The organism is Exiguobacterium sp. SH1S1 (assembly GCF_004337245.1).
Classification (GTDB): Bacteria; Bacillota; Bacilli; order Exiguobacteriales; family Exiguobacteriaceae; genus Exiguobacterium; species Exiguobacterium aurantiacum_A.
Map to the genome: position 1 here is coordinate 18159 of NZ_SJUZ01000004.1, position 21012 is coordinate 39170.

Here is a 21012-nt window from a genome sequence, read left to right on the forward strand (position 1 = left end):
ACTTACTTTATTTACTCTGCATTTTGAAGCGCAAGTACAACTCGTTGTAATACGCGTTCATGCGTTTGCCTAGGTTTTCGTACACTTCAAGCTCATCTGTCACGTCTTTAGACGGATAGAACCGTTCGTCCGATGTGACTTCTTCATCTAAAAATTCAAGTGCTGCTTCGTTCGGTGTCGAATACCCGACGTAATCGGTATTTCGTGCCGCGATTTCAGCATCGAGCATGAAGTCGATAAATTGATGTGCCCCTTCAATGTTTTTCGACGTGCTCGGGATGACGAGGTTATCGAACCAAAGATTCGTCCCCTCTTCCGGGATCACGTACGTCAACTCGTCGTTCTCGTACATGATCTCAGAAGCGTCACCCGACCAGACGACGGCTGCGGCTGCTTCACGATTGGCCATGAGCATTTTGATCTCATCACCGACAATCGCTTTAATGTTCGGCCAAAGCGTTTCGAGCTTCGCTTCTGCCTCGAGCAGTTCATCACGGTCCGTCGTGTTGAGCGAATAGCCGAGCGAGTTAAGACCGAAGCCCATCACTTCTCGTGTCCCGTCCGCCAGCAAAATATCATTCTCGAGCGGCATGTCCCACAAGTCGTTCCATGATGTGATCTCACCGTCGACGAGTTCAGGATTGTAGACGATCCCGACCGTACCCCAGAAGTAAGGGACCGAGTACGTGTTGCCTGGGTCGAACGACTTGTCGAGGAAGCGTGGGTCGATGTTATCGAAATTTTCGAGTTTGTCGTAATCGATCGGCAAGAGCAGATCGTCTTCGATCATCTTACTGATCGCATAATCGGACGGGACGGCGATATCAAACGCGGTACCGCCTTGCTGGATCTTCGTCAGCATCGCCTCGTTCGAGTCGAACGTTTGGTAGATGACTTTGAGTCCGGTCTCTTCTTCGAATTCGCCGATCAAATCTTCATCGATATAATCACCCCAGTTGTAGACAACGAGTGTGTTATCGCCGCCAAACCCTTGGGCCATGTTGATTTGATACACCCAAACCAACAAACCAAAACTGACGAGAAGCGGCACCGTCAACATGATGACTAGTTTTTTCATCGTCTTACCTCCTTCGCACTCCGTTGTGCGAGTACGTAATAACCGAGGACGAGTATGAGCGTGAACACGAACAAGAGCGTCGACAACGCGTTGATCTCAAGTGAGATCCCTTGGCGTGCCCGTGAGTAGACCTCGACGGCAAGTGTCGTGAAGCCGTTACCCGTGACGAAGAACGTCACCGCAAAGTCATCGAGTGAATACGTCAGCGCCGTGAAGAACCCTGCGAAGATACCTGGAGTGATATACGGCAAGATGACTTTCGTGAGCACGTCCCACGAGCTCGCTCCAAGGTCACGCGACGCATCGATCAGTGTCGGGCTCATCTCTTGAAGTTTCGGTAACACTAAAATGACCACGATCGGAACCGAGAACGCGATGTGCGCCAAGAGCACCGAATAGAACCCGAGCTGAATGCCGAGCATCGTGAACAAAATGAGGAACGACGCTCCGATGATGACGTCCGGGCTGACGATCAAGACGTTGTTGAGCGATAAGAGCGACGTCTTCGTGAACCGTTGCCGTGCCGTATAAATGGCAAGCGCCCCGATGACACCGAGCACGGTCGAGATGGTCGCCGACAAGAGCGCAATGACGATCGTGTTCAAGACGATGACGAGCAAACGGGTATCTGTGAACAGCGATTTATACCACTCGAGGGTGAACCCTTCAAAGTTACTCATCGTTCCTCCACTGTTAAACGAGTAAAACACTAGATAGAGGATTGGTGCGTACAGAATAAAGAACACCGCAATCAAATACAAATTCGCTAACTTGAATTTTTTCTTCTTCATCGACGCACCGCCCCTTTCGCGCCCCAGTCACGTGTGATGACCATGACGAGTACCATCGCCAAAATCAAGAACACAGCGATTGTTGACCCCATGCCCCAGTTTTGCGTGACGAGAAATTGTTGTTCGATCGCCGTCCCGAGCGTGATGACACGGTTTCCGGCAATGAGGCGCGTGATCATGAAGAGCGACAACGCCGGAATGAAGACGATTTGAATCCCTGACTTCACCCCGTCGAGCGTCAATGGGAAGATGACGCGACGGAACGTCGTCCAGTTCGAGGCACCGAGGTCACGCGACGCGTAGACGAGCGACGGTGGCAGCTTCTCGATGGCGTTGTAGATCGGCAAAATCATGAACGGGATGAAGATATAAACCGAAACGAATACGAAACTGAAGTCCGTGAATAAGATTTGTTTCGTCCCGATGCCGATCGCCTCTAAAAATTGGTTCGTGATGCCGTACGTTCCAAAGATACCAAGGAACGCGTACGCTTTCAGTAATAAGTTGATCCATGATGGCAAAATGATGAGCAACAGCCAGAGCTGCTTATGTTTCGTTCTCGTCAATAAATAAGCGGTCGGATACCCGATGAGAAGCGAGAAGGACGTGATGAGAAACGCATACCAGAACGAAGACAGTGTCATCGTCAAGTAAGTCGATGTGAAGAACATCTGATAGTTCTCTAAACTCAAGTTCCCTTCGATATCAAAAAATGAGTAGTAGACGACCAGGAGTAGCGGCGCGATGACGAACAGCGCAATCCATATCCAGTACGTCGTCAAATAGACCGTCTTGGCGGTTTGACTAGTTTGATTCATGGGCGACCTCCTCATACGATTCGAGACGACGGTCAAACTCTTCTTCGGTCTCGCCTAGACGCATGACGTGAACCGCCTCGTCATCGAACGTGAGCCCGATTTTCGACCCGACGACTGATTTCTTCGTCGAATGGACGAGCCACTCGTTGCCTTCTTGGTCGTAACAGCAAATCTCGTAATGGACGCCACGGAACAGTTGTGAGTCGACATCGACGACGAGTTTCGCCGCGTCGACCGACGTCATCTCCAAGTCTTCTGGACGAATGATGACTTCGACTTTTTCATTGCGGTCAAACCCTTGGTCGACACAATCGAACGTTTTCCCGGCAAACGTGACAAGGTGATCTTCCGGCATAACACCAGGAACAATGTTCGACTCCCCGATAAAGTCAGCGACGAAGCGGTTGATCGGCTCGTCATAAATATCTGTCGGTGTCCCGCTTTGAACGATCTCCCCGTTGTTCATGACGAAAATCTCGTCGGACATGGCGAGCGCTTCTTCTTGATCATGGGTAACGAAGATGAACGTGATGCCGAGACGCTGCTGAAGTTCGCGCAACTCGTACTGCATCTCAGTCCGAAGTTTGAGGTCGAGCGCTGAAAGCGGCTCATCGAGCAAGATGACTTCCGGTTCGTTGACGATGGCGCGGGCGATGGCGACGCGTTGGCGTTGTCCGCCTGACATCTCGTCGATTTCACGTGATTCGTAGCCTATCAAGTTGACGAACTTGAGCGCTTGTTCGACTTTCGTCTTGACGTCCGCTTCTTTCATCTTCTTGATGCGCAAACCGAAAGCAACGTTCTCGTATACGTTCAAGTGCGGGAACAAGGCGTAATCTTGGAAGACCGTGTTGACTTGACGTTTGTTCGCTGGCACGTCGTTGATCCGCTTCCCGTTGAACTCGATGTCACCTTCTGTCGCATCGGTGAATCCGGCGATGATCCGCAGAATCGTTGTCTTTCCGCATCCCGAAGGACCGAGCAGCGTATAGAATTTCCCACGCTCGATTTCAAAGTTAATATTCTCTAAGACGACAGTATCGTCGTACCGCTTCGACACGTTGTCAAAACGAATGATCGTTTCTGGGTTCATTTGGTTTCCTCCCTTGTTATAAATACGAATGTGTGGCGACGACGAGACACTCGCTTGCGCCATCAAAATCGTTGACGAGCTGATGCGCGTCTGAAGCGACGTAGTACAACGTCTCGCCCGGTTTGGCGAAGTACGTGTGGTTCCCTAGCTTGAGGGCGACGCGGCCGGACAGTACGTAAACGAACGTCTCCGCGCGTGACGGCTCGTACCGTTTGAACTCCCCTTGTTTTGAGAACGTGAGGAGAATCGGTTCCATCTCTTTCTCATTGGATTCTGGGATGAGCCACTCCGTCCGATACAGCCGATTCTCGTCGACATATACCGTGCGGTCGTCTTCCGTATAGACGACTTTTTGATTGATTTCCTCATCGAAAAACTCTTTAGGCGAACATCCAAGCACTTCTAACAAATCGAACAGCGTCTCAAGCGAAGGAGAACTCAAATCACGCTCGATTTGGGAAATGTAGCCTTTACTCAAATCGGTACGTTCCGCCAACTCTTCTTGGGTCAACCCTTTTTTGACGCGGAGTCGTTTAATGTTTTGACCGACTTCCAAACTGTATTCCTCCTTCCCTTTCTAAGGAAAGTTTAGTGATACATGATACTTACTAAAGAAAGTTTATAAATACTCAACTCTAAAGCAAACAAATAGCGACTTTTATTATAACCAACTGTACCACGTTTGCAAGCAAAAAATCACGCAACAATCGCGTGATTTTTTAGTGGAGATCCCGTTTCGAAATCAGGTGTTTGAATTTTTCATTTTTCGTTTGAAATAAGTGCAATTGCGCCCCGTACGCATCGATTTGTTGAACGACGTATTGGAACGACTTTGCCTCCCCTGGGTACGGTTCACCAGCGCGGGCGAGTGTCGTCTCAAAATCTTCCCACAACACCTCAACCCACGTTAACGCCTCGTCTTCATTCAACAAGTCGTTCTTGTCTCTTAAGATTTCTGCCAACCGCTTGTATTGGTCTGACCGGTTCATACGCGCACCTCCGATAGCTCAGAGAGCGGGATCGCATGTTCCATCGCTTCTCCTTCAAACGTTCCCCAACCCATGACGCCGTTGACAAACTTCAATCGGAACGGACGATTATTGTAGGTGACGATATACGTCGTACCTGGTTTGAACGATGCCGGATCAATCAAATAACTCTCCGCGATGGCGATGCGGCGAAGCACGACCTCAATCTCACTCACCATACCCATCTGTTCGGCTTTTCGTTTCCGCTCATGCAAGTCACGAATTTCTTGCTCGAGCTCATACTTTGATAACGCACTCAACCGTTTTTCCATTTCGTTCACCTCACTTGTAGCGTATCAGATTTTCCGAGTAAAAGAAAAAGGCGAAACTGAATAATGTTCAGTTCGCCTTGAAGTTATAAAGCGGTTTAATCAGTTGATCAATCGTGACGGCCGGTTCAATATAGCGCACAATCTCTTTCATCGATTTATAGACGAACGGTGATTCATCAATTGTCGACTTCCGAACCGAGCTCGACCAGACGCCTTCCATCGATTTTTTAAATTCGTTGAAGTCGACGCGTTTTCGTGCCGCTGAGCGCGACATGATGCGCCCGGCGCCATGCGGACCTGAGAAGTTCCAGTCCGGGTTGCCTTTTCCGGTACAGATGAGCGACCCGTCACGCATGTTCATCGGGATGATGACGCGCTCTCCGGCTTTTGCGGAAATCGCCCCTTTTCTGAGGATCATGTCGTCGTGATCGATATAGTTATGCACCGTATCGAACTGATCGACGACGTTCCAGTTCATCGCTTCGACGATGACATCGGTCATCGCCAGTCGGTTACTTGCCGCGTATTGTTGGGCAATCCGAACGTCATGCATGTAGTCATCCATATCTGTACCTTCGATATAAGCGAGGTCTCGCAATCCTTGTTTCGCCGCCTTCGCGTACTCGAGATAAGCTTGAATATCACTTTCGCGTCCAGTTTCTTTCAAACGCTCGATCTCATTCTGTACTTCTGTCGTATCCATCATATGACGGATCGCTCGCTGCTGATAGTGTTCTGCAATTTGGACACCGAGGTGGCGTGAACCCGAATGGATGACGAGAAACGTCCGTCCATGATCATCACGGTTCACCTCAATGAAATGATTGCCCGAGCCAAGTGTTCCGACCGAGCGTAACGCCCGGTCTAGCTTATACGGGGCGCGAACGTCTTCTAGCGGAATCTTTGACGCGTATGAATGCGCCGACTCCCGGATGTTCATCCCACTCGGAACAAGTTGACGAATCATATCGTCAAGTTTTTGAAAGTCGATCCGCTTCACATTGATCTCGGTGCAAAGCATGCCACACCCGAGATCGACACCGACGAGGTTCGGTACGATTTTGTCGTGAATCGTCATCGTCGTCCCGACGACCGAGCCTTTGCCGGCATGCATATCCGGCATGATTCGAATCGCTGCCCCTTCCGTGAACGGTTGGTCGACGAGCGTTTGAATCTGTGCACGCGTCATATCGTCAATCCGTTCATTGAAGACTGTAGCTTGATTATATTTGCCGATGATCTCCATAACGTCTCCTTTCTCAGCTGATCACTTGCTGTTTACTTTGCAACTCATGCATCCGGGCGTAGACGCCGCCGTCAGCGATGAGTGACTGGTGATTCCCGCGCTCGATGATTTGACCGTGGTCGAGGACGAGGATTTGATCGGCCTCACGAATCGTCGACAATCGGTGCGCGATGACGAACGTCGTGCGTCCGTATGTGAGCGTCTTCAGCGCGTCTTGGATGAGCGCCTCTGTCTCTGAGTCGACACTAGCCGTCGCCTCGTCAAGGACGAGGATGGCCGGGTCAAACACGAGCGCCCGGGCGAAACTGATCAATTGTCGCTCTCCACTCGAAAGTGAAGCGCCGCGCTCAATGACCGGCTCGTCGAGTCCTTGCGGCAACTGCTTGACGAACCGATCGGCACCGACCGCCGTCAACGCTTGCCAAATCCGTTCATCAGGAATGGTCTCATCACCGAGCGTCACGTTCGTCCGAATCGAGCCCGTGAACAAGAACGGGTCTTGCAACACGATGCCGAGATGGTCCCGAACGGCTTGCGTCGGAAGTGTCGTCACGTCCACCCCGTCGATGCAAAGTTTTCCTGACGACGGATCATAAAAGCGCATGAGCAAGTTCATGATCGAACTCTTACCGCTCCCGGTGTGGCCGACGAGTGCGACCGTTTCACCAGGTGCAGCTTGAATGTCGATCTGTTGTAACACGGGCTTTCCAGCCTCATAGCTGAACGTCACGTTGTCGAACACGACTTCGCCATTAAAGCGCGGAATGCGTTCAGACGAGACGTTTTCGCCTTTCTCGTCGAGCAGTTGGAACATTCGGTCCGCCGAAACGAGCGCTTGTTGGAGCGGTGACAACTGGTTCATAATTTGCGTCACCGGCTCAAAAATACGGGACACGTAATCGATGTAGGCGTAAAGTATCCCGAGCGTGAGCACACTGCCCGTTCCGAGCGTTTGCGCACCAACGACCCAAATGAGGAGCGCGAGTGCCATGTTGCGGAAGAAGTTGACCAAGTTGTGCGACATAAGGGCGTCGAGCTTCAACAGTTTCCGGCGTGTCTGGAAGTTGTCGCTGTTCTTGACATCGAACTCATCATAGACGAGGTCTTCACGCACATACGATTGAATGATCGGCATCGTTTGGATGCTCTCGTTCAATTGTGCGTTCATATCGGCGACGAGCGCCCGGACTTTAAAGTTGTTCCGGGTCGAGAGACGCTGGAACAACTTCACCCAGACGATGACGACCGGGATGATGATGAGCGAGACGAGTCCGAGGCGAACGTCTAGGAAGAACATGGCGATCAAAACACCGATCATCATGACGACGCTTTGGAAGACGCGGGCGAGAACGCCCAAATACAAATCACGAATCGTCTCCGTATCGTTCGTGACCCGGCTGACGATTTTCCCGATCGGCGTCTGGTCAAAGTAACGGACTGGAATCGTCTGCAAATGCCGCATGACGTCAAGGCGCATCGTCTTGACGATTGTATGCGCCGAACGTTGCAGGAGCATCTGTTGCCCCCAGTTGAGACCTGCTGCGATGAGCAACAGGACGACGTAGATGGCAGATAAGACGAGGACGGCCCGAAGATCCGTCTCATAAAACTGGAAGACGTCGGTCGAAGACAACGGCACGATGTTGTCGTACGTCGCTGTCTCCTCACTCCGCGTGATGGTCAAGACACCGTTATCGACTTCTCTGACCCCACCGCTCATGACGGCGTCCGGTACGAGATAGTAGCCTTCGGTCGTCTGAACAATCGAGACGGGACGGACGACGTCTTGCCCGTCCAACCGCGTCTCTTTCTCATAGTTATTGCCGTCAAACGAGACACTGCCCCCGGCCTCGACTTGAACCCAGTCGCGCTCGATAGCGACGATATGGTCATCGATGATAATTTTTGCGATATACGGTCCCGCAAGTTCTGCGCCGACCGCTAAAAAGAGTAGGATCAACCCGAGGAAAATCGAGCGCTTCACTTGTTTGGCATAGCCAACGAGTGAGCGAATCGTCTTTTTCCTGCGGACCGGATCTAATTCGTGTTGATCGATCATAAGAGATTCCCCCTTTCGTACGGATTACTCCGTCTCTCCTTGTCGATTGAACTGTTCGAAATACCAACCGTGCTGTTTCATCAGTTGGTCATGTGTGCCGCGTTCAGTGACGCGACCGTCTTGCAAGACAAGGATTTGATCAGCGTGGGAAACGGCAGACAAGCGGTGCGCGACGATGAACGTCGTCTGTTCGGCACGGCTCGTCCGGACCGAATCGATGATTCGGGCTTCCGTTTTCGCATCGACCGCCGAGAGCGAATCGTCGAGCAATAAAATCTCTGGGTCTTTCAAGAGCGCACGCGCAATCGACAGACGTTGTTTCTGTCCGCCTGACAGCATGACCCCTTGCTCGCCGACGACCGTATCGAGCCCGTTCTCTAAATGCTCGATATCGGTATCAAACGCCGCAAGCCGAATCGCCGTCTCGAGGTCGGCTTCGGTCGCGTCATCGGCCCCGAACAAGATGTTGTCGCGGACCGTCTTCGAGAACAATAGATGTTCTTGTGACACGTAACCGCTCCAACCTCGTACCGTGTCGAGTTTAATTTTGTGAACCGGGATCCCGTTGACGAGCAAAGAGTCATCGATTGGATATTCGCGGATCAGCTGACGCAGGAGCGTCGTTTTGCCGGCCCCGGTCGGTCCGACGATTCCGATCGTTTCTCCGCGTGATACGTGGAGTACGATGTCTTCGAGCGACGGGCGGCTCGCACCCGGATAGCGGAACGATAACGATTTGAAGGTGATCTTCTCTGGCACGTCGACTTGCACCGTGCCGTTCGAGACGACGTCCGGCGCTTCGTTCATCGTCGCTTCAATCCGCTCTAAGCTCGCCGTCCCGCGTTGGACGACGTTGATCAACTCACCGAACGCGTACATCGGCCAAATGAGCATCCCGAGATAAATGTTGAACGAGACGAGTTGACCGAGCGTGATGTCATTCGTAAAGACGAGGTACGTCCCGAACGACAAGCCGATCAAGTAACTCAAACCGACGAGCAGTTTGATGACCGGTTCGAACAATACGTCGATTTTGGCGACGTGCATGTTTTTCGCCATGACGTCGTCGGTGATCGTATCGAACTTCTTCGTATCCGCTTCTTCTTGCACGAACGAACGGATGACGCGAAGTCCTGAAATCGATTCAACGACTTGGTCGTTCATAACGCCGAACGAATCTTGCGCCGCGGTGAAGCGAGCGTGAATTTGACGGCCAAGCTTATTCATCGACCAGGCAAGTAACGGCATCGGCAACAGTGCCGCAAGCGTCAATTTCCAATCGATGAACACCCCCATGATCGTCAATGCGATCAGTGTCATGTTGAACGAATCGACGAGCGTCATGACACCGAAACCGGCCGTCCGTTCAACCGCTTTCAAATCATTCGTCGCGAGCGCCATCAAGTCCCCGGTGCGGTGCTGTTGATAAAACCGCGGCGTCTGTTTGAGCAAATACCCGAAGAATCGGGCCCGCAGTTTTTTCTCGAGCAGGAACGCCGTCCCGAATAGACGCGCGATCCACAAGTACGATAAAACGTACGATAACACCATGATGCCTAGCAGTGAGCCGACGATTGTGATGAGCCGTTCCGTCGTCAAACTTCCTTCACGGATCGCATCGATTGCTTGCCCGATAATCCATGGCGGGAGCATATCGATGACCCCGGTAATGATGAGCAAAATGATCGCAATGACATACGTTCGTTTCTGCCTCTTAATAAACCAATCCAATTGTTTAATCAGTTTCACGACTGATTCCCCCTTCCGTCCTTTCCGAGCACGCAAAAAAGCGCACTCCACCTGATTGTGCAACCAATCGGATGAAGTACGCTTGAAAGTCTTCAGTCATTTGCATGGTCAGGGAAAGGACACTACCCCTATCCAGCTGCCGTGTTACGCAGTCAAATACGAGTAGCCATATGATGTTGTGTGTGTGCGTTGTAGTGTAGTCAAGTACTTCATCATTCTGGCTCCTCTCTCTTCATAGTTTGAAAATCTACTAAAACCTTAGCAGACTGTTCAGAAAATTGTCAATATTTTTTTGTAAAAATATTGTAACTTGTTTCAGTTTAAGAAGAACGTCGCGAGAATCATCCCGACGATCCCTGTTGCTGTCACATAGTAGATCATCGGCATGAGCGTGTAGCGAATGATCGTTCCTTCTTTACCGAGCAGACCCGCGACCGAAGCGACCGCGACGACGTTCAGCACACAGATCATGTTACCAGCGTTCGCGCCGGCCATCTGCATCGATAAGGCGAGCGTCTCACTCATCCCGACCGAATCGGCGACATTTGTCGTCAAGCTCGAGAACATCATGTTCGAGAACGTGGCCGAGCCCGATACGAACGCTCCGAGCGCCCCGATCCATGGTGCGACAAGCGGCCAAACGCCACCGAACGTGTCCGCTGCAGCCGTCGCGAGTTCGACTGGCATCGATGCGAGTCCAGCTCCGCCATTCTCTGAATGGATAAAGATTCGAACCATTGGAACTGACGCCGCAAGCGTAATTAACGTTCCGCCGATGCCGAGTGTCGTCGCTTTAAAGACCGACGTCACTTGCGACCAACTCATATTGTGCAAGAAGAACGTTGCAATCATCGTCAAGATGAACATGAACCCTGGTGAATAGAACGGCTCCCACGACGTCGAGATTCCTTCTACTCCTAAAATGTTCGGGAGGTCAATCCGGACACTGCGCGTCAACTCGTTCAAGAACGGGACCGTCCGTGTCAAGATGAGGAAGATCGTCAAAATCAAGTAAGGGGCCCATGCTTTCCACTGCGGAAGTTCACGTTTCCCTTTCCCGACTGTCGGCTGTTCAACCGGTTGATCGAGCTCGTCGGCGTAACCGTCAAACGTCCAAATCCGTTTTGGCATGAGAATACCTTTTCGTGCCATCGCGACGAGAATCACAAGACCGGTCAAGCCACCGAGCATGCTCCCAAATTCAAATCCGAGGATGAGCGTCCAAATGTAAGCCGGAACGCTGTAGACGAGAGCCGCCACAAGGGCGATCGGCAATACTTCGAATGCGGGTTTGACCGACTTCGCTTTACTAAAGAATCGAGTCAGCATCAAAATCAAAATGAACGGGATAAAAAGACCAACGAGCATATCGATCAATACCGTCTGTAAGACGACACTTGTTAAAAATTCGATTGATTCCGGTTTGCTCACATCGAGCGAGAGTCCGTTACCAATCCCGATCAAAGCCGGTGTCCCGACTGCACCGAACGTGACGGCTGATACGTCGGCCGACAAGGCGATGACAACAGCCGCAATCGGCGGGAAACCTAGTGCGATCAATAGCGGGGCCGCCACCGTCGCCGGTGTCCCAAAGCCTGAAGCACCTTCAATGAACGAAACGAACAACCAGCCGACGATGAGGACTTGAATCCGCGGATCCGGTGTGATGGTGACAAAACCGGAACGGATGGCGTTCATACCGCCGCCCTCTTTCATCGTATTCATCATCCCGATCGCGCCATACACGATCCACGCTGCCGTGATCGCGATGACGATTCCTTGTAACACCGCCGCTGTAATGCGGGTTGCATCAAGTTCCCAGACGAAGAACGCAAGTAGCGCCGTCAACAGGAGCGAGAGTGGCATCGCAACCGATGCTGGTAAACGCATAATAACCAATAATACAAGCACAGCCAAAATTGGCACAAGTGCTGTAATCCATTCAAAAATCGTCAATGTAGACCCACCTTTTCAGATTTTTTCCCCTGCCGTAAATGAATTTCCCGTTATGTCTCTTGTTCAGCGAGTCGTTCTAAAGTCCGGTCAATCACCTCATACGGAAATCCTTTGCTCCGAAGCTGCATCTTCATGCGCTGTTTCCGCTCATATGGGGCATACCCGTTGTACTTCCGACTCAGTTTTTCAGCCTGCTTCAAGCAAGCTGCAAGCTCGACGTCCTCATCCTCGTTTTCCCAAAACGTAAGGATCGCCTCTGAAATGATATCAAACGAAAATCCTCTTTGCACCAGGGTTTGTTGAATTCTTTGTTGCACTTCTGTGGCGGAACGGCGATTCGTTTCCAATTGTTTCCTATTTACGAACTTTCCGGCTTTCTCAAGCTGGTCTTCGTGCGAGATCGCAGCGATGACCTCTTCAATGATTTCAGGTGTGATTCGAAGCTGGACCAATTCCCGCTTGATTTTGCTCGGGCCGCTCGGACTCGTATTAAACTTTGTCTGGGTGTAGGCTTTGGCGAATTCGGCATCGTTCAAATAGCGTTGTTCAATCAATCTATCAATCACGCGCTTGATGGCTGCCTCATCTATCTCTTTCTTCACGAGATAGTCACGGACCTCTGAAACGGCACGCATTCGGTACGATAAATAATTGACGGCTGCTTTGTATGCTTTCTGTTCCTCTTCGGCTTGGAGGACGTCACGGACAAAATCGTCTTCAAGTTCCATCCCTTTCGTCAATCCATATTTAATGAAGACGTCTAAATCGATGGCGAACGCGAACTCTTCTTGCCCATCTTTCTCGATGAAGACGTTCAAGCGGTCCTTGTTTTTCTTTTGAGCCGTAAACTTGCTGATTTTCATGAAACCCCTCCTTTTCCTGCTTCTAACATATCACGTTCCCCTTTTCAGAAGGATTTTTGATAAGTTAAAAGAAAGGGTATTTATTTAACTAGCTATTGTATTTACCGTTATCATACCCGATTTGAAAACGCTTCAAGAATAATGGAGGGATTCACATGAAAATTGCAATCACCGGTGGTACCGGATTGATTGGCCGGCCGCTCGTTCGGGCGCTAGCCGAGGCCGGTCATCAAGTCGTCGTCTTGACGCGCCATCCGCGCCCACGTCAAGGAGGCATCTCGTTCGTCGAATGGTTGACGCCAGACAGCCATCCCGAGACCGAACTCCAAGATGTCGACGCCTTTATCCACTTGGCAGGAGCCTCCATTAACGACGGACGCTGGACGCACAAACAAAAACAAGCCATCCTCCAAAGCCGTATCGATGGGACGAAAGAAGTCGTTCGCATCATCAAAAACATGAAGCAGAAACCGGACGTTGTCATCAGCGGATCAGCAATCGGCATTTACGGCGAAGACCGGTCGATCACTTACTCGGAATCGACACCGCTCCCGGACCGGACCAACTTCTTAGGAAACGTCTGCGTCTTGTGGGAGAAAGAAATCGCGCCCGTCGCCGATATGGACATTCGTCTCGCCACGATGCGAACTGGTGTCGTCTTGTCAAACGACGGGGGCGCGTTCCCGCTCATGAAGCTGCCCTACACGCTCGGTGCCGGCGGACGGCTCGGTTCCGGAAAACAGTGGGTCCCTTGGATCCACATAGACGATCTCGTCCGCTTATTCGTCTACATCATCGAGACCGATTCGATGCATGGACCGGTCAACGGGACGGCGCCGACACCGGTGACAATGGACCAATTCGGGAAGACGCTCGGACAAGTGATGCATCGTCCACACTGGGCTCCGGCTCCGGCCCCGATCCTCAAACTCGTACTCGGCGAAAAGAGCGTGATCGTACTCGAAGGTGCCAAAGTCGTCCCGACAAAAGCGCTCAATCACGGCTTTCGTTTTCGCTATGAGACGTTAGAACCCGCACTAAAACAACTACTGCATTTGACTTGAGAGGAGACAGCTCGTGAGTAATCTATTAATTCGTAACGCCCATATTTATCCGATCACCGCGCCAAACTTTTACGGGGACATTCGCATAAAAGATGGAAAAATTATCGAAATGGCGGACTTGTTAGACCCAACGGACGGCGAGACCGTCATCGAGGCGGAAGGCAACTTCCTGTTCCCCGGTTTCATCGATGCCCATACCCATCTCGGACTGTATGACGAAGGGACGGGTTCCGTCGGGAATGACGCCAATGAGACGGTCGAAGCGATGACACCGCACGCACGGGCCATCGACGGGGTTTATCCGCTCGATGAAGGCTTCCGTGAAGCGCTCATGGCCGGTGTCACGGCGGTCCAAGTCATGCCGGGCAGCATGAACGTCATCGGCGGAGTGACGAGCGTCATTAAAACGCACGGTCGCTTTATCGAGGATATGGTATTGCGCCGTTACGCCGGCTTGAAACTTGCTCTCGGCGAAAACCCGAAGCGCGTCCACAGTATGGGGAAATCCGGTGAGTTGACCCGCATGGGCATCATGGGACTACTGCGCGAGGCGTTCCGGACCGTCGATTCGACGAAGACGATCGGCACGTTCGGGAGTCAGATGATCCAACTCGCGCTCGACCGGAAGATGCCGGTCCGAGTCCACGCCCACCGTGCCGACGATATTCTTTCGGTCGTCCGCTTCGCTCAAGAGTTCGATCTCGATTACCGGATTGAGCACTGTACGGAAGGTCATCTCGTCGCCGAGAAGTTGCGTGAACTCGGCGTCAAACATGTCACCGTCGGACCGACGTTCACCCGTAAGTCTAAAATCGAACTTCAAAACAAAACGTGGGAGACGTACCGCATCTTGCATGAACACGATATGATCGTCTCGATCACGACCGACCATCCATATACCCCGGTCCAATATTTGAATCTTTGCGCCGGTCTTGCCGCCCGTGAAGGCCTTCCGGTCGACGTCGCCCTGCGCGCCATCACGATCCATCCGGCCCAGTCACTCGGGGTTGATGACCGCGTCGGGTCACTCGAAGTCGGCAAAGACGCCGACCTCGTCTTGTGGAGTCACTTCCCGCTCGACTACATGTCGAAGCCGATCATGACCATCGTCGACGGCCGTATCGTCTACTCGACGGATCGCTCGAAAACCCATCATGAAATGTGAGTAACCCCAGACGTGAAAGCGCTCTTTTATTTTTTTTGTGAAGTTACATTTTATTTGCTTGCTTTTTCAAAAAAAGTCTATAAAATAATCTTGTAACTCATAAAAGAGAGCAGCCAAGGCAAGTTCGAACAACGTAGCCAGAAGTATGCTTTCGTTACAACTATTCTTCAGCGGTCTGAACTAGGAGGAGGAATGTTTGGTGCTCAAATTTCGTGAGCTTACCGACTGCGCGGAGTTGTTCGAACTGATGCAACACCCAGATGTCTTTCCATATGTCCGTCAAAAGACGGTCCACTTTGACGAGTTTTTATTTAGCACGAAGCAAATCATCGAGCTAGAAGAGCAAGGAAACATCATCTCACGTACAATTACGAACGAGTTCGGTACCCCGATCGGGACGATCAGCTTGTTCGATGTGGAAACCGGTTACGGCTTCCTCGGTACGTGGCTTGGCAAACCGTACCATGGGAAAGGTTACAATCAAGTCGCGAAAGAAACGTTCTTCTCAGAGCTGTTCTTCGACCTTGATATTGAGAGTGTATTTTTAAAGATTCGCAAAGCAAATGAGCGTTCAATCGCGGCGGCGGCAAAACTTCCTTATGCGTTTTGCGCCGACGAGATCCGGCCCGATTTGTTAGCAGAAATTAATAGCGGTGACGTCGAATACGTCTTGTATGAAGTGTCGAAGTCGAGCTTCCAGCTGTACTTGCATTCACTTCATGCGCCTGAGTTCGATCATTCGTACGAAGCCCAACTCGAAGCATAAGCCAATTCTGACAAAGAATTGGCTTTTTTGTGGCGTTTTTGTGTGGATTTGTTGAGGACAACTTTACGACAATGAATAATTCTGTTCTAATTCGAAGAGATAGGTATGATAGAAGTATGAGGGAATTATCACATCCTTCGTTAACCGGTTTGTAAAGGAGAATGCCAGATGATAGAACCAGTATTTCGAATCTTAGTAACCGACGATGAGGAGCAGATGCGCGATTTGCTCGTTTCCAATTTAGAAAAAGAAGGCTATGAGACGGTCACCGCAACAAACGGCCTTGAGGCGATCGACCTGTTAAAAGAACAGTCGTTCCACCTCGTCTTGCTCGACGTCATGATGCCCGAGCTTGACGGTCTGACCGCCTGCATGCGCATCCGTGAGTTCTCGAACGTCCCGATCATCATGCTGACGGCCCGGTCTGAAGAACTCGACCGGATTCACGGATTGAAGATCGGCGCGGACGACTACATCACAAAACCGTTCAGCCCGCGCGAACTGCTCGCCCGAATCGAAGCGACACTTCGGCGCACGCACAACTTCTCAAAAGAACAAGAAGCCACGTTCGACGCCGGTGTCTTATCAATCGATATCGAAGGCCGCGCCGTCAGCGTGAAAGGCAAAACTGTTAACTTGACGCGTAAGGAGTTCGATCTCCTCTACTTGTTCATCACAAACGAAGACAAAGTGTTCTCTCGAGAACAGCTCCTCGACCAAATTTGGGGTACCGAATACCACGGCAACCTCCGGACGGTCGACACGCACATTAAAACGCTCCGTCTCAAGCTCGGCGAAGCCGGTGGCTACATCCAGACCGTCTGGGGGATCGGCTACAAGTTCGAGGCGAACGTATGAAGCAATACACGATCCGGAAGCGGATTTGGATCACCATCTGGACGGCCAGCCTCTTCTCTGCGTTCGTGTTCATCATCATGACGTTTTACTTGTACGACAAGTTTTACATTCAGACGCAAGAAGAACTGCTGATCAACCGAGGGGAGAAACTCGTCACCATCTATAAGGCGGACGGCTTCTCCGACGCGTTCGCTGACAGCATGACGTACACGAATGAACTGACCGAAACGAAAGTATTCCTCTCGTCCGTACGGGAAGATAGTCTCGGCTCCGGGAAGACGTTTTTACGCGAACAAGATCTCGCTCGTTTGCAAGACGGCTACGCCATCTCGGTCACGCGCAAGCACCCGACCGAGGATGTCGACATTCTCATGTCCGCTTTCCCGCTCATCCGTGACGGCGAACTCGATAATGCCCTCATCCTCTATATGGAGCTGAGCAAAATCAGTGAGCCGTTCCAACCGATCCGGCTGATGATCACGTTCTTGCTCATCTTGATGATTGTCAACTTGCTCATTTTCGGGACGCAAATCATCGACACAATCATTCAACCGCTCATCCAAATGAAACGCGCTTCCCAAGTGTATGCCAAAGGTGACTTCTCGCACCGCATCCCGATCGATTCCGATGACGAGATCGGTGACTTGGCCGAGACGCTCAACCGGATGGCCGAGTCGCTCGGACTCGTCGAGGAGCAGCGCAAAGAATTTTTGGCTAACGTCAGCCATGAGCTCCGGACCCCGCTGTCTTACATTCGCGGGTATACCGAGATGCTGCAAGACCCGACGCTCGACGAGAAGACGCAAGCCCAGTATTACGACATCATCGAGAACGAGACGGAACGGTTGCAACGACTCGTCAACGATCTGCTCGACCTCGCCCAGCTCGAACGCGATTCGTATCCGATGACGAAAGAACCGGTCGTGTACTCACAAGTGCTCGAAGACGTGTTATACCGGTTTGAACCGATCGCGCGCGCGAAAGGTGTCACCATCGAAGCGGATCTCGACTTCGACCTCATCATCCTCGGGGATCACGATCGCCTCGAACAAGTCGTCGGAAACTTACTCGATAACGCTCTTCGTTACACGGATGCCGGCAGGTCGATCCATGTGAGGACGTTCGCGGAAGAGAACTATGCCATCACCGAGATTCGCGATGAAGGCCGGGGCATCCCGAAAGAGGATCTCGATCAATTGACGAAACGTTTCTACCGCGTCAACAAATCGCGGACGCGTGAAGACGGCGGTACCGGACTCGGGCTCGCCATCGCCAAGCACATTATGGAACGCCATGGCGGCTCGATGCATTTCACGTCCGAAGTCGGCAGCGGCACGACCGTGTCGCTTGCTTTGCCGCTCTTGCCAGACGATGAAGACATATAAAAGAGGCAGCCGCGGCTGCCTCTTTTTAAATATCTTTGCCTTTATAGGCATCATCTGATTCATTCATGAGCCGCTCGCGTTCGGCGTGTGTCTGCGGGAACCCGTTCGCTTGCCACTCGGCCCGATGATTCGAGTCGAGTTGCGTCAACCCTGCTTCCGCCTCGTCTTTATCGGAATCGACACTTTCCATCTTGTCCATCTTGCTCCACGTGTTATCCTCTTGGTCTTGCGTCAACAGCGCTGCGACTTTCGGCGCGACGAGTGCAGCACCAGCCACACCGAGCACGATCCCCATCAATACTTTCTTATCCATCCAATACCCCTCCTTAGTCACTATGCACAGATAATTCCACTGTTCCCGAAACTTGAAACACTTTTCTAAAGCGTTTACACAAAATACGGAAGTGGAATAACACTCAAAGAAGGAGGCGATGGAGATGAAGAAGCAGGAACAACCGTCAAAACGACCGTTCGATAATCCGGACGCCGTCGATACGGACAAAGAGAGCATCTTTGACCAAGAAGGCATGGAGACGGTCGACCCAATCCCGGTCGAAGAGCTGAATCAAAAAGTGAAAGACGAAAAACGAAAGCGCCACTCAAAAGACGACTCAGTCAGCGAGAAAAAATATGACGGCAACAAATAAGGATGCGGACAACTTTGTCCGCATCCTTATTTTCATGTTAAGTCTTTTGGCGAGAAGCCGTATGGCAGCATCTCTTCTTTTGTCATCACTTTCGTCTCACCGGCCATGTTGGCCAAGATCAACGTGAAGTCGTCACTCGCAAACTCGGCGATGACTTGACGACAAGCGCCGCATGGCGAGATCGGGCCTTCCGTGTCTCCGACGACGACGACCGTGTCGATCGACTTGCTGCCTTCCGACACCGCCTTGAAGATGGCAGTCCGTTCCGCACACATCGACAAACCGTACGACGCGTTCTCGACGTTACAACCTAAGATTTCCTTACCCGTCTCATCGATGACGACGGCACCGACGTTGAACTTCGAGTAAGGTGTATATGCGCGCGACCGCGCGTCAATCGCCTTATGAACGAGCTCTTGAACTTTTTCATGTGGAATCATTGAATGTTCCTCCGCTTCTTGAATTTAAAAAAGAAGTCTGACATCTGAACTATAACGTGAAAACGTTTTCTTTACAAGCGTTTTCACGGTCCCGTCAATATTTTTTCTTCTTCTTTTTCTCGAAGACGACAATCGATTCGACGTGAGCCGTTTGCGGGAACATATCGTACGGTTGGACGTAGTTGACCTTATAATCGGCTTTCATGAGTTGATCCGCGTCGCGCACGAGCGTCTGCGGGTTACATGACACGTAGACGATCCGTTTCGCTTTCGAAGAAATCATCGCGTTTAGGAGCTGATGGTCCACACCTGTTCGCGGCGGGTCGACGACGATGACGTCAGGAATCCACCCGTCTTTCACCCAGCGCGGAATCCAATGTTCAGCGCGCCCCTCGACGTATGTCGCATGATTGTAGCCGTTCTCACGCATGTGAGCATTTGCGTCTTCAACCGCTTCAGGTACGACTTCCATCCCGCGAATCTCTTTCGCGTGCGGTGCGAGCCAAAGTCCGATTGAACCGACACCGGCGTACGCATCGATGACGCGTTCTTCACCAGTCAGACCGGCCGCCTCGACGACTTCACGGTACATGACTTCGGTTTGGGCCGGATTGAGTTGGAAGAAAGCACGTGGCGACAAGTGGTAATGCACGTCGTCTAGCTGCTCGTCCATCTTATCTTGACCGGCGATGTGGACCGTTCGGTAACCGAAGATGACGCCCGACCGGTTCGAGTTGATGTTGATATGGAACGAGACGACGTTCGGCAATTCCATGATGCGGTCGCTGAGCGTATCCAAGTTCGGTACGTCCTCACTCCCGACGACGAGAACGACTTGAACGTCGTTCGTCTTGTAACCTGAACGGACGACGATCGTCCGGGCAAAACCGACGTCACGTCTCGCGTCATAGACCGGGATGTCGAGCTCGTTCAAAATACGGACGATAGCGTTGTTGACGTTCGTCGTATCACGTTGTTGCACCATGCAGTGCTCGATCGGCACGAGGTCGTTCGAGTTCGGCTTGTAGAGGCCTGAGACGATTTCGCCGCGTTGGACTGACAACGGGAATTGGGACTTATTACGATAGTACCAAGGGTTTTCCATCCCTTTCGTCGGACGGATATCGGACTTATCGACGTTCAACTTCGTCTTCTGACGGAACGCGTTGCGGACGATATCTTCTTTATAGTCCATTTGCAGACGTGAACTCATATGTTGAATCTGGCAACCGCCACATTCGTCATAAATTGGACACGGCGGTTTGACCCGGTCCGGCGAGTCGTTGTGTCGCTTCGTGACCCGCGCCTCGGCATAGTTTCGTTCGATGCGCGTGATTTCGATATCGGCTCGTTCCCCTGGTAACAGGTTCGGGATAAAGATGACCATCCGATTGATCATCGCGATGCCCTCCCCGTTAATGCCTAACCGTTCTGCTTTCGTGCTTGCACGTTCTCCTACGATCAATTTCAATGTGTTTCATCCTTTCGAGATACTTGTTCTAAATCTTTGGCGTAACGTACGACTTTCGCACGTAAGGAATCAATATCAGCTAACAATCGATGCAAATCCTCTGGCGTCGTGAATTCGTCTAACGTGTTGACTGATAAGCACAGTAACTCCGTTCTCGATTTTAACACGTTCATTTTTCCTGCCGTATCTGTTCGTGATTTACCCATCTCATGATCGCTCCTTCGCTTAGTGACAAAGAGTTGTTATTATAGCATACTATTTCA

Annotated in this window: 22 protein-coding genes; 6 read left to right on the forward strand and 16 right to left on the reverse strand. The window is 51.4% G+C overall.

All coding sequences use genetic code 11. The features are described from left to right. Positions 1-7: 7 nt before the first annotated feature. From EVJ23_RS09035 to recX, 12 genes are all read right to left on the reverse strand, one after another. Positions 8-1078: an ABC transporter substrate-binding protein gene (locus tag EVJ23_RS09035; RefSeq protein WP_131465656.1), complete on the reverse strand. Its 1071-nt coding sequence runs from the start codon at positions 1076-1078 to the stop codon at positions 8-10. Then, complete coding sequence (locus EVJ23_RS09040) at positions 1075-1869, reverse strand: ABC transporter permease (RefSeq protein WP_070328954.1); 795 nt, start codon at positions 1867-1869, stop codon at positions 1075-1077. Before EVJ23_RS09040 ends, EVJ23_RS09035 begins: the two co-directional genes overlap by 4 nt. After that, the gene (locus EVJ23_RS09045) at positions 1866-2687 is read right to left on the reverse strand and encodes an ABC transporter permease (RefSeq protein ID WP_070328953.1); all 822 of its coding nucleotides are present in this window, start codon (positions 2685-2687) and stop codon (positions 1866-1868) included. The genes EVJ23_RS09040 and EVJ23_RS09045 overlap by 4 nt, the downstream gene beginning before the upstream one ends. Beyond that, a complete protein-coding gene (locus EVJ23_RS09050) occupies positions 2674-3780 on the reverse strand; it encodes an ABC transporter ATP-binding protein (RefSeq protein WP_131465658.1) in 1107 nt (368 codons plus the stop codon). Before EVJ23_RS09050 ends, EVJ23_RS09045 begins: the two co-directional genes overlap by 14 nt. A 16-nt stretch (positions 3781-3796) precedes the next feature. Beyond that, positions 3797-4336, reverse strand: a complete 540-nt coding sequence (locus EVJ23_RS09055; protein WP_070328951.1) for a helix-turn-helix domain-containing protein — start codon at positions 4334-4336, stop codon at positions 3797-3799. Positions 4337-4499: 163 nt separating this feature from the next. After that, positions 4500-4769: a YfhJ family protein gene (locus EVJ23_RS09060; protein ID WP_070328950.1), complete on the reverse strand. Its 270-nt coding sequence runs from the start codon at positions 4767-4769 to the stop codon at positions 4500-4502. Beyond that, on the reverse strand, positions 4766-5080 hold the full coding sequence (locus tag EVJ23_RS09065) for a YfhH family protein (protein WP_070328949.1): 315 nt from the start codon (positions 5078-5080) through the stop codon (positions 4766-4768). The genes EVJ23_RS09060 and EVJ23_RS09065 overlap by 4 nt, the downstream gene beginning before the upstream one ends. 67 nt (positions 5081-5147) lie before the next feature. After that, a complete protein-coding gene (locus tag EVJ23_RS09070; protein ID WP_131465660.1) occupies positions 5148-6326 on the reverse strand; it encodes an RtcB family protein in 1179 nt (392 codons plus the stop codon). Positions 6327-6339: 13 nt separating this feature from the next. Continuing rightward, complete coding sequence (locus EVJ23_RS09075) at positions 6340-8385, reverse strand: ABC transporter ATP-binding protein (RefSeq protein ID WP_070328947.1); 2046 nt, start codon at positions 8383-8385, stop codon at positions 6340-6342. A 24-nt stretch (positions 8386-8409) separates the two neighbouring features. Continuing rightward, positions 8410-10134, reverse strand: coding sequence for an ABC transporter ATP-binding protein (locus EVJ23_RS09080; RefSeq protein WP_070328946.1), 1725 nt, complete (start codon positions 10132-10134; stop codon positions 8410-8412). A gap of 315 nt (positions 10135-10449) precedes the next feature. Continuing rightward, positions 10450-12090 carry an L-lactate permease gene (locus EVJ23_RS09085; protein ID WP_131470813.1) on the reverse strand — a complete coding sequence of 547 codons (1641 nt, stop codon included), beginning with the start codon at positions 12088-12090 and terminating at the stop codon, positions 10450-10452. A gap of 50 nt (positions 12091-12140) precedes the next feature. After that, on the reverse strand, positions 12141-12953 hold the full coding sequence (recX, locus tag EVJ23_RS09090; protein WP_070328945.1) for a recombination regulator RecX: 813 nt from the start codon (positions 12951-12953) through the stop codon (positions 12141-12143). Positions 12954-13108: 155 nt separating this feature from the next. On the opposite strand from recX, the gene EVJ23_RS09095 reads away from it, so the two are divergent. From EVJ23_RS09095 to EVJ23_RS09115, 5 genes are all read left to right on the forward strand, one after another. Continuing rightward, entirely contained in the window at positions 13109-14017 is a 909-nt protein-coding gene (locus tag EVJ23_RS09095; RefSeq protein ID WP_070328944.1) for a TIGR01777 family oxidoreductase, read from the forward strand. A gap of 13 nt (positions 14018-14030) precedes the next feature. Further along, positions 14031-15182 (forward strand): amidohydrolase, encoded by a 1152-nt coding sequence (locus tag EVJ23_RS09100; RefSeq protein ID WP_070328943.1) that lies wholly within the window; start codon positions 14031-14033, stop codon positions 15180-15182. 199 nt (positions 15183-15381) lie between these two features. After that, positions 15382-15948, forward strand: a complete 567-nt coding sequence (locus EVJ23_RS09105; protein WP_070328980.1) for a GNAT family N-acetyltransferase — start codon at positions 15382-15384, stop codon at positions 15946-15948. 168 nt (positions 15949-16116) lie between these two features. Then, positions 16117-16806, forward strand: coding sequence for a response regulator transcription factor (locus tag EVJ23_RS09110; RefSeq protein WP_070328942.1), 690 nt, complete (start codon positions 16117-16119; stop codon positions 16804-16806). Beyond that, entirely contained in the window at positions 16803-18191 is a 1389-nt protein-coding gene (locus EVJ23_RS09115; RefSeq protein WP_070328941.1) for a sensor histidine kinase, read from the forward strand. The genes EVJ23_RS09110 and EVJ23_RS09115 overlap by 4 nt, the downstream gene beginning before the upstream one ends. 25 nt (positions 18192-18216) lie before the next feature. On the opposite strand, the gene EVJ23_RS09120 is transcribed toward EVJ23_RS09115, so the two are convergent. After that, positions 18217-18504, reverse strand: coding sequence for a hypothetical protein (locus tag EVJ23_RS09120; protein WP_070328940.1), 288 nt, complete (start codon positions 18502-18504; stop codon positions 18217-18219). 124 nt (positions 18505-18628) lie between these two features. Between EVJ23_RS09120 and EVJ23_RS09125 the strand changes: the two genes are divergently transcribed. Continuing rightward, positions 18629-18838, forward strand: a complete 210-nt coding sequence (locus EVJ23_RS09125; RefSeq protein ID WP_070328939.1) for a hypothetical protein — start codon at positions 18629-18631, stop codon at positions 18836-18838. Between the two features lie 32 nt (positions 18839-18870). Here EVJ23_RS09125 and cdd read toward each other — a convergent pair whose 3' ends face one another. The 3 genes from cdd to EVJ23_RS09140 all read right to left on the reverse strand — a co-directional run bounded on the left by cdd (position 18871) and on the right by EVJ23_RS09140 (position 20955). Continuing rightward, positions 18871-19278: a cytidine deaminase gene (cdd, locus tag EVJ23_RS09130; RefSeq protein WP_016510463.1), complete on the reverse strand. Its 408-nt coding sequence runs from the start codon at positions 19276-19278 to the stop codon at positions 18871-18873. A 94-nt stretch (positions 19279-19372) separates the two neighbouring features. Beyond that, positions 19373-20749: a 23S rRNA (uracil(1939)-C(5))-methyltransferase RlmD gene (rlmD, locus tag EVJ23_RS09135; RefSeq protein WP_070328938.1), complete on the reverse strand. Its 1377-nt coding sequence runs from the start codon at positions 20747-20749 to the stop codon at positions 19373-19375. Beyond that, the gene (locus EVJ23_RS09140; protein WP_016510454.1) at positions 20746-20955 is read right to left on the reverse strand and encodes a hypothetical protein; all 210 of its coding nucleotides are present in this window, start codon (positions 20953-20955) and stop codon (positions 20746-20748) included. The genes rlmD and EVJ23_RS09140 overlap by 4 nt, the downstream gene beginning before the upstream one ends. Positions 20956-21012: the final 57 nt, after the last annotated feature.